Source organism: Flavobacterium sp. 316 (genome assembly GCF_000967805.1).
GTDB classification, from domain to species: Bacteria; Bacteroidota; Bacteroidia; order Flavobacteriales; family Flavobacteriaceae; genus Flavobacterium; species Flavobacterium sediminilitoris.
In genome coordinates this window covers 548,114-562,538 of record NZ_JYGZ01000002.1, presented here as the reverse complement: position 1 = coordinate 562,538, position 14,425 = coordinate 548,114, and the positions used below count along the sequence as shown (strand labels likewise).

At 30.2% G+C, this 14,425-nt stretch carries 14 protein-coding genes; 10 read left to right on the top strand and 4 right to left on the bottom strand.

Annotation, left to right across the window (positions count from 1 at the left end; translation table 11 throughout):
- Window positions 1-284 precede the first annotated feature (284 nt).
- The 5 genes from thrS to rlmF all read left to right on the top strand — a co-directional run bounded on the left by thrS (window position 285) and on the right by rlmF (window position 4,613).
- On the top strand, window positions 285-2,225 hold the full coding sequence (thrS, locus tag SY27_RS06260) for a threonine--tRNA ligase (RefSeq protein WP_045968234.1): 1,941 nt from the start codon (window positions 285-287) through the stop codon (window positions 2,223-2,225).
- A 29-nt stretch (window positions 2,226-2,254) separates the two neighbouring features.
- Window positions 2,255-2,806, top strand: coding sequence for a translation initiation factor IF-3 (gene infC / locus SY27_RS06255; protein WP_200894138.1), 552 nt, complete (start codon window positions 2,255-2,257; stop codon window positions 2,804-2,806).
- Between the two features lie 71 nt (window positions 2,807-2,877).
- Complete coding sequence (gene rpmI / locus SY27_RS06250; RefSeq protein WP_045968229.1) at window positions 2,878-3,075, top strand: 50S ribosomal protein L35; 198 nt, start codon at window positions 2,878-2,880, stop codon at window positions 3,073-3,075.
- 114 nt (window positions 3,076-3,189) lie between these two features.
- Window positions 3,190-3,534 carry a 50S ribosomal protein L20 gene (rplT, locus tag SY27_RS06245; protein WP_045968228.1) on the top strand — a complete coding sequence of 115 codons (345 nt, stop codon included), beginning with the start codon at window positions 3,190-3,192 and terminating at the stop codon, window positions 3,532-3,534.
- Between the two features lie 119 nt (window positions 3,535-3,653).
- Window positions 3,654-4,613: a 23S rRNA (adenine(1618)-N(6))-methyltransferase RlmF gene (rlmF, locus tag SY27_RS06240; RefSeq protein ID WP_045968226.1), complete on the top strand. Its 960-nt coding sequence runs from the start codon at window positions 3,654-3,656 to the stop codon at window positions 4,611-4,613.
- 632 nt (window positions 4,614-5,245) lie between these two features.
- On the opposite strand, the gene SY27_RS06235 is transcribed toward rlmF, so the two are convergent.
- The 4 genes from SY27_RS06235 to SY27_RS06215 form a co-directional block, all read right to left on the bottom strand.
- Entirely contained in the window at window positions 5,246-6,439 is a 1,194-nt protein-coding gene (locus SY27_RS06235; protein WP_369793054.1) for an asparagine synthetase B, read from the bottom strand.
- Window positions 6,440-6,586: 147 nt separating this feature from the next.
- Window positions 6,587-7,267: a response regulator transcription factor gene (locus SY27_RS06230; RefSeq protein ID WP_045968222.1), complete on the bottom strand. Its 681-nt coding sequence runs from the start codon at window positions 7,265-7,267 to the stop codon at window positions 6,587-6,589.
- Between the two features lie 3 nt (window positions 7,268-7,270).
- Entirely contained in the window at window positions 7,271-8,062 is a 792-nt protein-coding gene (locus SY27_RS06225; RefSeq protein ID WP_045968220.1) for a sensor histidine kinase, read from the bottom strand.
- A 687-nt stretch (window positions 8,063-8,749) separates the two neighbouring features.
- Complete coding sequence (locus SY27_RS06215; protein WP_045968218.1) at window positions 8,750-9,079, bottom strand: hypothetical protein; 330 nt, start codon at window positions 9,077-9,079, stop codon at window positions 8,750-8,752.
- Window positions 9,080-9,301: 222 nt separating this feature from the next.
- Between SY27_RS06215 and SY27_RS06210 the strand changes: the two genes are divergently transcribed.
- From SY27_RS06210 to SY27_RS18150, 5 genes are all read left to right on the top strand, one after another.
- A complete protein-coding gene (locus tag SY27_RS06210) occupies window positions 9,302-9,859 on the top strand; it encodes a phage tail protein (RefSeq protein WP_045968216.1) in 558 nt (185 codons plus the stop codon).
- 32 nt (window positions 9,860-9,891) lie between these two features.
- On the top strand, window positions 9,892-10,449 hold the full coding sequence (locus SY27_RS06205) for a phage tail protein (protein WP_045968214.1): 558 nt from the start codon (window positions 9,892-9,894) through the stop codon (window positions 10,447-10,449).
- A gap of 68 nt (window positions 10,450-10,517) precedes the next feature.
- Window positions 10,518-11,666, top strand: coding sequence for an ABC transporter substrate-binding protein (locus tag SY27_RS06200; protein ID WP_045968212.1), 1,149 nt, complete (start codon window positions 10,518-10,520; stop codon window positions 11,664-11,666).
- A 1-nt stretch (window position 11,667) separates the two neighbouring features.
- On the top strand, window positions 11,668-12,603 hold the full coding sequence (locus tag SY27_RS06195) for a methionyl-tRNA formyltransferase (protein WP_045968210.1): 936 nt from the start codon (window positions 11,668-11,670) through the stop codon (window positions 12,601-12,603).
- A gap of 40 nt (window positions 12,604-12,643) precedes the next feature.
- Window positions 12,644-14,425 (top strand): SprB repeat-containing protein (locus SY27_RS18150; RefSeq protein WP_200894134.1); only part of this gene is annotated, 1,782 nt, incomplete at its 3' end.

Below are 14,425 nucleotides of genomic sequence, written 5' to 3'. Positions count from 1 at the left end.
AAATCTTTTTTAATCATCCCTAAAAATCAATTACTTACAAATAATCTTTTTTTAACCTTTACATAACTTTATAAAATAATCAACCCTAAACACAAAAACCAAACCTCTAAAAATATACTAACACACACAAATACCATACACACACAAACAAATTATTCTCAAACTTAATCTCCTATATATATAAAGAAAATAAAAGCTATTCAATTATTTGAAATATCTATACCTATATATATTGTATGTATTTCTCTATTGTATTATATTTGCAACTCAATAAAAATTAAGAGATGATAAAAATTACTTTACCTGACGGTTCGGTTAAGGAGTTTGCACAAGATACAACTCCAATGGATGTGGCATTAAGCATTAGTGAAGGTTTAGCTAGAAATGTGATTTCAGCTTCCTTTAATGGTACAACAATTGAAACCACTACCCCATTAACCACCGATGGTTCTCTTATATTATATACTTGGAATAATCCAGAAGGTAAAAAAGCATTTTGGCATTCAACTTCCCATGTAATGGCTCAAGCGATAGAAGAGATCTATCCTGGTGCAAAATTAACTATTGGCCCTGCGATAGATAATGGGTTTTACTATGACGTAGATTTTGGAGATAAAAAAATAACAGATACTGATTTTAAAAAAATTGAAGATCGTGTTTTAGAAATTTCAAGAGGAAAGCATGAATTCAAAATGCGTTCAGTTACAAAAGCACAAGCTTTAGCTCTATATAAGGACAATGAATTTAAAACAGAGTTAATTCAAAATTTAGAAGATGGTACAATTACATTTTGCGATCACTCTTCTTTTACAGATTTATGTCGTGGTGGACACATTCCAAATACTGGAATAATTAAAGCTATGAAAATTCTTTCTGTAGCAGGTGCTTACTGGAGAGGAAACGAAAAAAACAAACAGTTGACTCGTGTATATGGTATTTCATTTCCAAAACAAAAAGAACTAACTGAATACCTTCAATTATTAGAAGAAGCGAAAAAGCGTGATCATAGAAAATTAGGAAAAGAATTGGAGTTATTCCATTTCTCTCAACGAGTAGGTCAAGGATTACCGTTATGGTTACCAAAAGGTGCTGCATTACGTGATCGTTTAGAGCAATTTTTGAAAAAAGCACAAAAAAAAGCAGGTTATGAACAAGTTGTAACACCTCATATTGGTCAAAAAGAATTATATGTAACTTCAGGGCACTATGCAAAATATGGTGCTGATAGTTTTCAACCTATACATACTCCAGCAGAAGGAGAAGAATTTTTATTAAAACCTATGAATTGCCCACATCATTGTGAAATTTATAATGCAAGACCCTGGTCATATAAAGATTTACCTAAACGTTATGCCGAATTTGGAACTGTATATAGATATGAACAAAGTGGAGAATTACATGGTTTAACACGTGTAAGAGGATTTACTCAAGATGATGCACATATTTTTTGTACTCCCGATCAATTAGATGCTGAATTTAAAAATGTTATTGATTTAGTATTATATGTATTTGGTTCATTAGGGTTTGAAAATTTCACAGCTCAAGTATCAGTTAGAGATTTAGACAATCCTGATAAATATATAGGTAATGTTGAAAATTGGGAAAAAGCAGAAAATGCAATTATAAGTGCTGCAAAAGACAAAGGGCTAAATTATGTAATTGAATCAGGAGAAGCTGCTTTCTATGGACCAAAACTTGATTTCATGGTAAAAGACGCGTTAGGACGAAGTTGGCAACTTGGAACAATTCAAGTAGATTACAATTTACCTGAGCGTTTTGACCTTACATATAAGGGTAGCGATAACGAATTACATCGTCCAGTTATGATTCACAGAGCTCCTTTTGGAAGTATGGAACGTTTTATTGCCATTTTACTAGAACATACAGCTGGAAATTTCCCGATTTGGTTAATGCCAGAACAAGCTATTATCTTGTCTTTGAGTGAGAAATATGAAAATTATGCTCAAAAAGTTTTTTCTTTGCTAGAAAATCACGAAATTCGCGCCCAAATAGATAATAGAAACGAAACTATTGGTAAAAAAATTCGTGAAGCGGAAACTCAGAAATATCCTTTCATGCTTATTATAGGTGAGGAAGAAGAGAAAAACGGGACAATTTCTGTAAGAAAACATGGTGATGATGGAAAATCAAACCAAACAATGTCAATTGATGCTTTTGCAGCATTAATACAAGAAGAAATAAATAAAACATTAAAACAATTCTAAGTTTAACTTAAATTTTTAAAGCCATAGCAATTAGAAACAACAGAGGTTATAAGCCTCGCGAAGAAAAAAAAGCAGCACACAGGATTAACAATTTAATTCGTGTTCCTGAAGTACGTTTAGTAGGTGAAAACATTGAACCAGGTATTTACAAAATAGGTGAAGCACTACGTTTTGCAGAAGAGCAAGAAGTAGACTTGGTAGAAATATCTCCAAATGCAGAACCACCTGTTTGTAAATTGATGGATTATGGTAAGTTTCTTTATGAACAAAAGAAACGAGAGAAAATGCTAAAAGCAAAATCATCTCAAGTGGTTATAAAAGAGATTCGTTTTGGACCTCAAACCGATGAGCATGATTATGAATTCAAAAAGAAAAATGCTATTAAGTTTCTTCAAGATGGAGCAAAACTAAAAGCGTTTGTATTCTTTAAAGGTCGTTCCATTATATATAAGGAACAAGGACAAATTCTTTTGTTGCGATTAGCACAAGAATTAGAAGAATACGGAAAAGTAGAACAGTTACCTGTATTAGAAGGGAAGCGTATGATAATGTACCTTGCTTCTAAGAAAAAGGTAAAATAAATAAAGTGTTTTGCTTTGTAGCTCTTTTTTACAAATAATATAAGTAAGAATAAATTAAATACAGGAAGAAAATGCCTAAAATGAAAACGAAGTCTAGCGCTAAGAAACGATTTAAAGTTACTGGTTCTGGAAAAATCAAAAGAAAGCACGCTTTTAAGAGTCACATTTTGACAAAAAAATCTAAAAAGCGTAAATTAGCTTTAACTCACTCTACTTTGGTTCACAAAACAGATGAGAAAAGCATTAAACAACAATTAAATTTAATTTAATTTATTGTTTGGTTAAAATTAATTAATAACCCTGGAGTGGGCTTTTTTTGAAATTAAAACTCAAAATAATAGAAGAACTGAAAAGTCGCCTTACTACAAAAAACATTTAAAGTTATGCCAAGAGCAAAAAACAGAGTAGCTTCAAGAGCTAGAAGAAAAAGAATATTAAAACAAGCCAAAGGATTCTTTGGAAGACGTAAAAACGTTTGGACAGTAGCGAAAAACGCGGTAGAAAAAGCGATGACTTATGCATACCGTGATAGAAAGCAAAAAAAGAGAAATTTCCGTGCTTTATGGATTATGCGTATTAACGCTGGTGCAAGATTACATGGAATGAGTTATTCTCAATTTATGGGTAAAATAAAAGCTAACAACATTGAGTTAAACCGTAAGGTACTTGCTGATTTAGCAATGAATCACCCAGAAGCTTTTTCAGCTATCGTTAATAAAATTAAATAAACGTCTAACCACAGTTTATCTTACTTATATATTAAATCCCAACCATTTTTTGGTTGGGATTTTTATTTTTATCATTTTCAATTTATAAATGCGTAATTTTGAAAAATTAAATCATCATTTTGAAAAAAGAAAATAACATTCCAATTAAAAAAAATCTACATCCTAGAAATAAGCATATAAACGGATATGATTTTGCATCATTAATCGAAACTAATCCTAAATTGAAAAATCATGTCTTCACCAATAAATATGGTAATGAGACTATCGATTTTGCAAACCCTGAAGCTGTAAAAGCACTGAATAAAACATTGTTGCTTCATTTTTATGATGTAACATTCTGGGATATTCCAAAAACAAATCTTTGTCCTCCTATTCCTGGTAGAGCTGATTATGTTCATTATATAGCTGATTTATTAGCTACCTCAAACAATAATAAAATTCCAAAAGGGAATCATATTAAAGGATTAGATATTGGAATTGGAGCAAATTGTATTTACCCCATTATTGGTAATAAAGAATACCAGTGGAAATTTATTGGAACGGAAACTGATGTACCTTCTTTAAAAGCTTGTGCTAAAATTATTGAAAATAATGAGCAACTGAATAAAGATGTTAGTATTCGAATTCAACAAAATAAACGAAATATTCTTAAAAATTGTATTTTAGAGAATGAACGCTTTGATTTTACTATTTGTAATCCTCCTTTCCATAGTTCAAGAGAAGAAGCTACAAAAGGTTCTCAGAGAAAATTACGTAATCTTGGCAAAGCTAATGAAGGGAAACCTATTTTAAATTTTAGTGGTCAAAATAACGAATTGTGGACAGAAGGTGGTGAACTTACTTTTATTACTAATTTGATTTATGAAAGTGCCCATTTCAAAAAACAATGTATGTGGTTTACTTCATTGGTTTCTAAAAAAGAGAATCTAAAACCTTTCTATAATCATTTAAAAAAAGTAGGTGCAGTTGAAGTTAAGACTATTGATATGGAGCAAGGGAACAAAATTAGTCGTTTTATAGCTTGGAGTTTTTTAACAACTCAACAACAAGAAAATTGGGCCGTTATAAATTGGGACTAATAATAAGAAAAGCTCTTTTAGTAGAACTTATATACAAACAGAAAAGACTAGTAGCAGTACTGGTCTTTTTTATATAAAGCAAACATTTCTTTTGAAATTTGTTTACTTCTTTATTTTATTTACAGTAAGTTTATTCAGTTGATTTGAAATTAGGATAATAACTAATTGAAGATTGTTATTAATACAATGATTGACTTCACTTAGTAAAGATTTATTTTGTTCCAAAAAATGTTATTTTTTTTATTGGATTGTTTAGATTGCTCCAAAAAATAGCCCTCTAATACCGTAATTAAAATAGTGAAAAATAATAAACTAATAATTATATAAAATCTTATTTACTATTTTGTTTTTTAGTTCGTTATACTTAGTTGTAAATTCCAAAGAGAATAAAATATATCGTCTTTATCATTATAAGCTTTGCTAGGCTTAGAGATTTATTTGCAGACAAAAGAGTAACGTTTAAATGTGAAAATATTCTGTAAAAAATGCTACTTTCCAATTGTAATATTTAGCTCAATGAAGATCTTTAATTTATTTTTTATGAATAATGGCTTCTTCTAATTTATTATAATAAATCAATTTTTCTCTATCATTTATTAAGTCATTATTTAAAAAAAAGAAAATACTTCGTATTATGTTTTCTGCTTTTTCTTTCTAGCCGCAGGGAACAAAACATTATTTAAAATTAATCGATATCCTGGAGAATTTGGGTGTAAATCTAGAACTGTTGGAGAATCGCCTACAAAATGCTGATAGTCTTCAGGATCATGTCCGCCATAAAATGTAAACATTCCTTTTCCTTTTGTTCCATGAATATATCTTGCTTCTCCGTTTATTTTATTTTCTCCTAACCTTAGTACATTACTTTTTATTCTATCTCCTTCGAAAGCTGTTGTTTGTCCCATAAACCCTTTTACTAACTGTGTGTGATTTTGACATAACATGGTAGGAATTGGATCCCATTTCGCAGAAAAATCCATCAATGTAAAATAGTCTTGTTCGAAAGGTACTTTTTTGTTAACTCTATCGTCTGTAGTATCAATATCTGAAAACTCGTATTTATCTGGTTTTCGTTCAAGGATAAAATCTTTAAAAGCTAAAGAGTTATTATAATCTATTTTTGTTTGATAATTTGCTTCACTTGGGTCTCCATCAAACATAGGTTCGCATATATCTACTCCATCTGCTGCTAATGCAATATCAAAACTATCAGTAGCAGAACACATCGCGAACATAAATCCACCTCCAATTACATAATCTCTAATTTTTAAGGTAACTGCTCTTTTTTCTTCTGAGACTTTATTGTATCCTAATTTTTTAGCTAAATTTTCGGCTTCTTTTTTTTGTTCTATGTACCAAGGTGCATTTCTATAACTTCCAAAGAATTTCCCATATTGACCTGTAAAATCTTCATGATGTAAATGCAACCAATCGTATAAAAGTAATTGATCGGATAATACTTCTTCATCATAAATCTCTGTGTATGGAATTTCTGCATAGGTCAATACCATAGTAACGGCATCATCCCAAGGTTGTTTTCCTTTAGGTGTATAAACAGCAATTTTGGGTGCTTTTTCCAAAACTACAGTTTCCATATTTTGTGAAGGACTACTTATTTCTTCTAAAATAGTATTAGCATTTCCGTCTGACAAAACTTCAAATGTAACTCCTCTAATTTGGCATTCTCTTCTAATGGCATTATCATCTGGTAGAAGAAAAGAACCACCTCTGTAATTTAATAACCAACTTACTTTATAGTTTTTTTCTAACGCCCAATAGGTTATTCCATAAGCTTTCAAATGATTTTGTTGTCCTTCTGCTTCCATTGGTAATAAGATAAAGGAAGCATAACTAGAAAAAGAAAACAATAAAAGAAGTATGTATATATGTTTTTTCAAAGTAATAGCTTTTTATTCAAAGGTATGAAATTAGGTTTAAAGCGCTATATCTTTAACATTCTATATCTAAAAAAATTATATCCTTTTCAAAATATTTTTTATTGGAATAACTTTGTTTTGAATCGCATAAACTACTAATCCAGCAATGTTCTTTGATTCGGTTTTTAATAATAAATTATTTCTATGTCCATCAACAGTTCTTGGACTAATAAATAATTTTTCTGCAATTTCGCTTGTGCTATATTGTTGACATATTAATTCTAAAATTTCTTTTTCTCTAGATGTTAAATAATCATCATCAAAATAACTTTTAATTCTATAATCTTTTATAGCTATTCCGTCATTTATAACTTCTAATACACACTCGCTATAATAAAATCCTTTTTTAAAAACTTCATTTATCGTTTCTAGCATTTCTGCAGGTGTTGCATTTTTCACTAAATAAGAGGATGCTCCTACATGTATCATATTTGCAATAAATGATCTTGTGTTATAACTTGTTAATGCAATAATCTTTATATCTGGATATGTTTCATGAATTATTTTTGTTGCTTCTACTCCATTTAATAAAGGCATTTTTAAATCCATCAAAATAATATCAGGATGAATACTGCTTTCTGACAAATAAGAGGTTAATTCGCTTCCATTTGAGGCTTCAAATATAATTTGAATATTTTGCTCTCTTTGAAGCATAAATGCTATCCCTTTTCGAAATAAAATTTCATCATCTGCTAATATTATTTTTATTTTTTCCATAACCTAAAAACTAAATATTACTTGCATTCCTTTTTTTTCACTTGAAATTATTTTTAATTCTCCATTGAGAAAGCTTATTCTACTTTCAATATTTTTCATTCCTAATCCTTTCTGATTTTTCACATCATTCATGTCAAAACCAATACCATCATCATTATACTTACATGTAATCAGGTTAGAATTACTTTCAAAGATAATCGTTATATTTTTAGCTTTTCCATGTTTTAATGAATTATTCATTAATTCTTGTAAGATTCTAAATACGTTTAATTGCTTATCTGAATTAATTTTATCTAATTCTGTAAAACTTGTAAAGCTTGCATTTATTAGTTTATTACTATTATACTCAACACATAATTCTTCTATTCCTGCATGTAATCCAAATTTTTCTAAAACAGGAGGCAACAAATCATGTGCTATTCGTCTTGAATTATCCAAGGCTTTTTTAGTCAGATTAAAAATATTTGTAGAAATTTCAGAAGACTCATCAAATGTTAAACCTGGTGTTTTTAATAAATGACTATTAATTGACACTATATTAAGTTTTGAACTAATATCATCATGTAAATCTTGCGCTATTCTTTTTCTTTCTTCTTCTTGTGTGATAATTATAGAATGCAACAATTCTTTTTGATGTGCTATTTCTAAATTTTTCTTTTCTACTTCTTGTTGTACAATTTTTTTTCTTGAGAAATAGAAAAATAAAATTAATACCAAAGCCATTAATAAAAAAGCTGTGAAAGTGTAAATTATGATATTTATTATATCATTTTGATGTATTAATTCAGAATTCATTCTGTTGTTTTTTATTTTTAGAAAAACTTATTTTCCATTCATATAAAATAAATAATTGGTAAACTATATATAAACATGCATTTAGGTTCCATGTAATTTTATTCAATTCTGTTTTAAAACTTAACATTAAGTTCCCTACTAAAAACAATATTGTACTTCCAAAAAGATATATTAATATGCCTAAATTTATATAATAATATTCTCTTTTACTATCGAGCTGATTATATAAATGAAAAGTAGAATAAATAATCAATAAGAAAGAGGTTATAAAAACTTCAAATAAATTAAATTCAAAAAACAATGAAGGATTTACTAAATATAGGATAAGCAATGAAACTATACAAAGCAAAAAACTTATTTGAATAATTTTTCGCTGATATTTTTCTTTCAAAAGATTATGATAGAATAGGCTTATGATTATGAGTTGAAATATAAAATAGAAATGAGATATAAAGAGATTATTAATTCTTTCTATCTTAAATACATAAGCTGTTATTTGTATAACAAAAATACCAAATAAATAAATTGTAAAAATTTTAAAGGCCTTTCCTTGATTAGAAAAGCCTCTAAGGAATAAAAAAAAATTTATTAGTAATAAAAAGTATCCTACAAATAAAAAAAAATCCGTCATAATTTTACTTATTTTTAAACAACACTTTTCATTTCTATAAATAATTTTAAAAACCTTTATTCTTTCTCTTTTACTATAAATAAAGGACTTGAAGGATCACACGTTGTAGGACATGGAGCCGTGAAATCATAAACTCTCTCCCCTATTTCTTCATTAACCATATCAAGACCTTTTGCATTAACACCCACAAGCATTAATTTATTTACTCCATTTTCATCAATACCTATGTAGGCACGAATATTTTCTACTCCTTCTTCTTTGCTCAAAGCAACAAAATCTTCCATAGGAATTAAATGAGCTTTAACTGCTCCTGCAGGTTGAGAATTCACCCATGTTTTAGCCCATCCTTGAGCTGTTGTCAATGGAATTGAGTTATCATTTTTCATAAATAATACATTTTAATTTGTTAAATTATTATCACAAATTTAATATTAAAATTCATTCATAAAGCATCTAAACCAAAAAACAGGTATTTTTACGGGTATAGATTTATTGGATATGTAATAATTTAGCAAATAATTAAAAAATAGATAATTTTAGTAAGTGTTAACTTAGTTATTTTTAATTAACTTAGTAGAAAATAATACTAACCATTAAATTTTTAAAATATGTCAACAGAACCTTTTATTGGAGAGATTAAGATTTTTGGATTCAATTTTGCTCCAGTGAGTTATCAGCTATGTAGCGGTCAAATAATGTCAATCGCTCAAAATACTGCTTTATTTTCACTATTAGGGACTACTTATGGTGGCAATGGACAAACTACTTTTGCATTACCTGATCTTAGAGGACGTATGCCAATAGGACAAGGACAAGGTCCTGGACTACCTAATTATAATATGGGACAACTTGCGGGTACAACCAATGTAACTCTTTTAACAGCGAATATTCCTCAACACGTGCATACATTAAATTCAATGCAAGTTAAGTTACAAGCTTCTTCGGGAAATGCTGATGAAATTTCACCTGATGGAAATTTTCTTGCTACAGCTAATAGTCCTATTTATAGTAGTAATGGTGCAACTTCTGGTGTATTTACTGGAGGAACGCAAGTCACAGGGACAACAGATATAACTGGATCAAATATTCCAATAAATATAACGAATCCTTACTTAACGATTAATTACTCCATTGCAATTTATGGGATCTTCCCAAGTCGCAATTAATTAAATTAATAACCTTTAAAAAATATAAAATCATGTCAACAGAACCTTTCATAGGAGAAATCAAAATTTTTGGCTTTTACTTTCCGCCAAGAGGATACATGACTTGTCAGGGTCAAATCCTTTCAATTGCTCAAAACACAGCATTATTCTCATTAATCGGAACAACCTACGGAGGTAATGGGCAAACGACTTTTGCACTTCCCGATTTACAAGGAAGAATGCCAATTGGACAAGGTCAAGGACCAGGATTACCAAATTACAATATAGGACAAAAAAGCGGTAACACAACAGTAACATTACTCTCTACAAATTTACCCGCTCATATTCATACATTGAACAATGTTCATGTTCTGTTAAAAGCTTCTTCGGGAAATGCTGATGAAATTTCACCTGATGGAAATTTTCCTGCTACGACTAACAATCCTATCTATAGCGGAAATGGAGCTTCCCCAGGAGTATTTACAGGAGGAACTCAAGTGACTGGTTCTACAGATCCAACAGGTTCAAATATTCCTTTAAGCATTATGAATCCTTATCTGACTATTAATTATTCTATTGCTACTGTAGGAATTTTTCCAAGTAGGAATTAATTTAAATATAAATTTAAAAAATAAAGGAAACATCATAATGATGTTTTCTTTATAAATATAATAACAAAATGCAAAAAATTGGACTCCTTCTACCAAGATCCACTTATTATGAAACCATTAGCTTTGATATTTTTCAAGGACTAAAATCAGGTTTAGAAAACTTTAAAAATAAAGAGTATAAAATCATAACAGAGAATATTGGTTTTGGTGCTGATAAGCAACAATGCTATCGAGCAGCTGAAAAATTGTTATTAGAAGAAAATGTTAGCATAGTTGTAGCCTACATTGGCCATAGAACAGCGGAATTATTAAGACCATTATTCTTGGCGGCTAACAAAATACTTGTAGTATTGGATGCTGGTGCTAATTTACCAAATGAATGGCCTTCTTGTCCGAATATTTTTTACCATTCTTTACACAATGCATTAGGTGCAAGACTTACTGCTCAAAAAGCTGTAAATGATGGATTTAATGAAGGAGCTTTAATAACAGGTTATTATGATGGTGGTTATTTGCATACCTATAGCATCAGTAAAAGTTTTGAAGATTTTAATGGAAAAATTGTTTTTAATCATGCTACAGGTTATAAAACAGAAGATTTCAGTATGGAACCTTTACAATCTCATCTGAATACTTATCCTAATACCGCTCTTTTATCACTTTTTAGTGGTGATTTTATACAGTGGTATTTTAAAGAAATTGAAAAATATTTTAAAAATGATAATATTCCTATTTATTTAACTCCTTTTGGTATGGAAGAATCAACGCTGGAAGAAGCTGTTTTTCCTAGTAATAATGTGAAAGGAATTATTTCTTGGTCAAAAAAAATAAATAATCAAGAGAATAAAACCTTTATTGAAACCTTAGAAACTTCTGGAAGAAAACCAAATATGTTTTCATTAATAAGTTGGGAAAGTGTTTCAATAGTAGATAAAATAATTGACTTATTAGACATTCATAAAAACAACCTAGTTGAAATTTCTACTGAATTAAAAAAGTTTGAATTTGATAGTCCAAGAGGTACTATTTCGTTTGACGTTAAAACAAATACAACTTTAAGTCCTTTATTTGAAGCTAAACTTATTAAAAAAAACGGTTTTTGTGAGATTGAAATAGAGAAAAGCATTCCTAATTATAAAGAAGAATTTGAAAAACTAGCTTCTTTTGAATTAGAAAATATAAACTCGGCTTGGTATAATAGTTATACTTGTATATAATATGGAAAATAATGTAAAAATAGTATTATTATGTGGTGGTAGATTTGCTTTTCCAGCTTTACAATTGTTAGCTTTTGAAAAATTTCTATATGCTGTAGCTATTGGAAAAGGCTCTGATAACATTGTTGATGCATTAGAAAATGAATGTGCTAATAATCAAATAAAATTCAATCATTTTCCTAATAAATCAAAAATGAAAAACATGAAAGATTGGATTAATGAGATTAAACCAGACTATATTTTTTCCATTTCTTTTCCATTCTTAATTCCTGATGATGTACTAGCATACGGAACTAAAAAATTTATCAATTTTCACCCAGGACCATTACCACAATACAGAGGTGTGATGCCTATTTTTGATGTCCTAAAAAATCAAGAAAAACAAACTGCCATTTGTGCTCATTTTATGAATTCTAATTTTGATGAAGGAAATATTATCTTTAATGATCCCGTTAACATCAATGAAGCTGAAACATATGGTAGCTTAACTGTAAAATTAAGTAATAGAATAGCCCAAGTAACCCTAAATATGGCTAATATGCTACAATATGCTAATTCTATTCCTAGTATTATTCAAGATGAAGAGCTGGCCTATTACTATGAAAAACCTACTCTATCTGATACTTATATTAATTGGAAAAAAATGGATGCAGATGAAATTGTAGCTTTAATACATGCTTGTAATCCTTGGAATGGAGGTGCTGACACTACTTTTTTAGGACAACCAGCAAAAATAATAGATGCAAAAATAATTAATAAACCACACCACAATATCTTTCCTGGTACAATTGTAAGTATTATTGATGAAAATGAGATTCATATTGCTACCTCAGATAATCTACATATAAGTGCTACAATAATACAAACTCAAGAGGGCATACAAACTGTAAAACAATTACATACAAAATTGAATTTAATAAATTTAGCATTTAATTAAATAGTATATTTGTATAAAAATTAACAATAAAAAGACTAATATGAAACAAAAAATTACTTTACTTTTATTCATCATTTCCTTTTTCTGTTTAGAAGGAAATGCACAAACTCAGTTTTGGAGTGACTCATTTGAAGATGTTGGCGCTCCAAGTTCTGGAACTAGAACACCTTCAATAGCTGAATTTTCTTGTGGTGGTCCTCCTGCAACAGCTTATTTTAAGAGAACTGATTTATCTGGTATAGCCTTACAGTCTGGAACTTACTCCAATTTTGAAGGTTCAAAATTTTGGGCAGCTGAAGATATTGATAGAGGTCCTACTTGTTCATCAAATTCTATATCAGCAAATCAACAAGTAACTTGGTCAGGAATTAATATTGCTGGAAAAACAGGTCTTTCTTTTAAAGGCTTTTTTGCATGTAACAATATAAATGGTAGTTTTCAAGGTACTGATTGGATCAATCCAGGACCTCCAGCGCAAGACTTTATCGTAATCGAATATAGAATTGATGGTGGTTCTTGGAATAAAATAATAGGTATATATGCTGACAATGCTAGTTCTTCTAATACTTTTAGTGTTGATACTAACGGAGATCTTTTAGGTGATGGTACCGCATTAACATATGCTTTTACAGAATTATCTGCTAATATCCCTAATACAGGTTCAACTTTAGATATCCGATTTAATTGTCATGCAAATGCTTCAGCTTCTCAAGAAATCGCAGTCGATAATTTTAGATTGTTTGAAGCTCCATCATGTACAGATCCAACTGTACCTACGGTTACTGCAACAGCAAATCCTGTTTGTAATGGTGCATCTACTACTATAAATATTACTGGAACTTTAAATGATGCTACGCAATGGGCTATTTATACGGGTTCTTGCGGAGGGTCATTATTAGGAACTACTGCAAGTTCTACATTTGCTGTTACTCCTTCTGGTTCTAGCACAACATATTATATCAGAGGTGAAGGAGGTTGTGTAACATCTGGAACTTGTGCAACAATAACTATTAATGTAAATCCTGCACTTACAGCATCTATATCTTCACAAACTAATGTGGCTTGTAATGGAGGAACAAATGGTGCTGCTACTGTAACACCTACTGGAGGAACTGGTCCTTTTAACTATTCATGGTCTCCTTCTGGAATTACTACGGCTACAGCAACTGGTTTAGCTGCTGGAACATACAATGTAATGGTTACAGATGCTAATAACTGTAGTGCTTCAACTTCCGTAACTATAACTGAGCCAACTACTTTAGTACTTACGCCTTCTTCTCAAACTAATGTATCATGTAATGGTGGTTCAAACGGTGCAGCAACTGTAAACGTTGCAACTGGTGGAGCAGGTGGATATACTTATAATTGGACTCCTGGTAACCCTACAGGTGACGGAACAACTTCTGTAACTGGTTTACCTGCGGGTACTTGGACTTGTACAGTAACTGACGCTAACAGTTGTACTACTACTCAAAGTTTCACAATAACTCAACCAACTGCTTTAGTTGCTTCTGCTAACTCGCAAACTAATGTTTCTTGTAATGGTGGTACTAATGGTAGTGCAACTGTAAGTGTTACGGGTGGAACTCCTGGATATACATATTCTTGGGCACCTTCAGGAGGAACTGCTGCTACAGCTACAGGTCTTACTGCGGGAACATACACAGTAACAGTAACAGATGCTAACAGTTGTACTACTACTCAAAGTTTTACAATTACTGAACCATCTACTTTAATAGCTTCTGCAAGTGTAGATAACAATGCTTCTTGTAATGGAGAAACTGATGGTGCTGCAACTGCATCTGCATCTGGAGGAACAGCT